We start from the raw sequence: 2795 nt of genomic DNA on the forward strand, positions 1-2795 counted from the left end.
GTCGGCGGCGCCGGCGGTGCCGGTGCGGGGGCCCGCGGCGTCGGCGGTGTCGGCGGTGCCGGCGCGGGTGCCCGCGGCGTCGGCGGCGCCGGCGGTGTCGGTGCGGGCGCCCGCGATGTCGGCGGTGCCCGCGGTGTCGGCGGCGCCGGTCACCTCGAGCTCGGTGACCGTGAACGCCGGGGACCAGTCGCGCCCGTCCCGGTGCCCGGACAGCCCCGGTCGCCCGGTCCACCCCCGGTGCGGCTCGGGCAGGATCGCCAGCCGGACCGGCACGTCCGCCTCGTTCGGCGCGACCGGTGCCACGTCCGCCTCGGCCAGGGCCGCCAGCTCCGCGTCGTCGAGCGGACCGAGCGCCGCGCCCCAGTGCACCACCGCGGGCAGGGCACGGTCGCGGCAGTCGAGGACGAGGGAGACGCCCCCGGCGGTCAGGTGGACGAGGTCGTGCGGCATGAGTGCTCCAGTCGGCGACGATGACGGCTCGACGAGTCTCGCGCTCTGGGAGCGCTCCCAGCAAGTCGACGCGCGCAGCGCGTGTGCGGATGCACACGGATCCGGGTCAGAACCAGCGCTTGACCTTGAACACCACCCACAGGACCGCGGCGAACGCGACCATCGCGACGATCGCGAGCGGGTACCCCCACGTCCAAGAGAGCTCGGGCATGTGCGTGAAGTTCATGCCGTAGATCGCCGCGATGAGCGTCGGGGCGAAGAGGATCGCCGCCCAGCCCGAGATCTTCTTCGTGTCGTCGTTCTGCTTCTGCGCCGCGAGGGTCGAGTCGACCGTCAGCGCGTTCTGCAGCAGCTGCCGGAAGGTGTCCAGGCGCTCCACCGTGCGGATCGCGTGGTCGAGCACGTCGCGGAACCGGCGCTGCATCTCCACCGGGAGGTGGTACTTCTCCGCCCCGCGGTGCAGGTTCTCGATGATGTGGATGAGCGGTCGGGCCGCGCGCTGGAAGTCCACGACCTCGCCGAACAGCTCGTAGATGCGACGGGAGACCCCGGCCTCGCCCGCGAAGAGCTGGTCCTCGATCTGGTTGATGTCCTCCTCGAGGCCGTCGATCACCGGCACGTACCCGTCGACGATCGAGTCCATCAGCGCCCAGAGCTGCGCCTGCGGGCCCACCGTCACGAGTCCCGGCTTGCCGCTCATCCGCTGGAGTGCCCGCGGGACGGTCTGCTTGCCACGGGGGTCGGCCTTCACGACCACGAGGAAGAAGTCCTCCCCGACGAAGGCGTGCACCTCGCCGAACGCGACCTCCTCCTGCTGGTCGTTGTACAGCGCGGGCTTGAGGACCACGAAGAGCGTCGAGCCGTAGCGCTCGAGCTTCGGGCGCTGGTGCCCCTCGGCGGAGTCCTCGACCGCGAGTTCGTGCAGGCCGAGGGCGACCGCGACGTCGCCGAGCTCCTCGGCGTCGGGCTGGTGCAGCACGATGCACGCGCTCGCTCCCTGGTCCTCGAGCATGCGGAAGGTGTCGTCGAGCGAAGGACTCGGGATCGGGGCGATCCGGTCGACGTAGACGGTGTTCAGTTCGACAGACACGTCACCACCGTACGCAGGGCGAGCGTGCGGGGGTCGGACGCGACCGACGTGCGGGCCAGGAGGCGCGGGTCGGGCCCGCACCGCGCCTCCAGTCCGGCCCGTCCCCCGTCTGCTGGACGTGCGCTGCGCGCCGGGCCCGGCCACGCGCCTACGGTGCAGGTCATCAGCATGCTGACGAAAGGGGCTGACATGAAGAGGATCTGGAAGCGGATCGCAGTCGCGGTGAGCGCGGTGGTCGCGGTGGTCGGCGCGTTCGTCGGCTCGGGAGCTGCCGGCGGGACGCCGATCCAGGACGCTGCCGGCGGAGCACTCTCGGCCTCGTCGACGGCGATCGCGCCGGACGGGCCGGCGTTCTCGATCTGGAGCGTCATCTACGTCGGGCTGCTCGCCTACGCGATCCGCCAGTGCTTCCGCACCGCCGACGACGACCGGCACGCGCGGCTGACCGTGCCGGCGGTGCTCTCGCTCTTGCTCAACGCGGCATGGATCCTGAGCGTGCAGTTCGGGTTCCTATGGTTGAGCGAGCCGATCATCGTCGCGCTGCTCGCCGTGCTGGTGTGGACGTTCGTGCTGCTGCGGCGGTCGAAGCCCTCCGGGATCGTGGAGGCGATCGTCACCGACGGCACGTTCGGGCTCTACCTGGGGTGGGTGTGCGTCGCGACGGCGGCGAACACGGCCGCGGTGCTGACGGCCGCGGGCTTCCGGGGCTTCGGGCTGTCGCTGGACGTCTGGGGTGTGGTGATCGCGCTCGTGGCCGGGCTCGTCGGGGTGCTCCTCGCGGTGTGGGGCCGGGGGCGCCTGGCGCCGACGGCGTCGCTCGCGTGGGGGTTGGCGTGGGTCGCGGTCGCTCGGCTCGACGGGCCGCTCGTGTCGACGCCGACCGCCGTCGCGGCGGTGGTGGCCGCGGCTGCGGCGGTCGTCGTGACGCTCGTGGTGCGGGCTCGCGCGGGGTGGCGCGGCGCGGCTGCGCCGGCGCGCGTCGCGGCCGCCTGAGCGGCGCGCGGGGCTGGCTGCCCGTCCCGACGTTTCGCGCTGAGCGACAGTTCACGGCCCGCGGGCCGCGTGAACTGTCGCTCAGCGCGAAAGTGCGCGGCGCGGCGCGGCACGCGGGGGCAGCCGAGACTCGGCTGGGCGGACACCTTCGCCGGCTGGGCGCCGCGAAACCGTCCGTCGGGCCGAGTCTCGGCAAAGCGCGGCGCCGCGGCGTGCGGCCGCGGCGCGGCGTGCGGCCGCGCGCGCGCCCGCGCTCAGCGCG

At 73.5% G+C, this 2795-nt stretch carries 2 protein-coding genes and 1 pseudogene; 1 reads left to right on the forward strand and 2 read right to left on the reverse strand.

The features are described from left to right. Both JSX79_RS17945 and JSX79_RS17950 read right to left on the reverse strand, forming a co-directional pair. A pseudogene (locus tag JSX79_RS17945) lies at positions 1-450 on the reverse strand (glycoside hydrolase family 36 N-terminal domain-containing protein); the annotation flags it as partial. 106 nt (positions 451-556) lie between these two features. Beyond that, entirely contained in the window at positions 557-1540 is a 984-nt protein-coding gene (locus tag JSX79_RS17950) for a magnesium and cobalt transport protein CorA (protein ID WP_070418265.1), read from the reverse strand. 189 nt (positions 1541-1729) lie between these two features. Here JSX79_RS17950 and JSX79_RS17955 point away from each other — a divergent pair, with 189 nt between their 5' ends. Continuing rightward, on the forward strand, positions 1730-2533 hold the full coding sequence (locus JSX79_RS17955) for a tryptophan-rich sensory protein (RefSeq protein ID WP_092386196.1): 804 nt from the start codon (positions 1730-1732) through the stop codon (positions 2531-2533). Positions 2534-2795 lie beyond the last annotated feature (262 nt).

The organism is Curtobacterium sp. GD1, assembly GCF_020882855.1.
In the GTDB taxonomy this organism is placed as follows: domain Bacteria; phylum Actinomycetota; class Actinomycetes; order Actinomycetales; family Microbacteriaceae; genus Curtobacterium.

What these genes read in the sequence shown, in the direction of transcription:
- JSX79_RS17955 (WP_092386196.1), top strand. Translation starts at nt 1,730, where the DNA reads ATGAAGAGGATCTGGAAGCGGATCGCAGTCGCGGTGAGCGCGGTGGTC.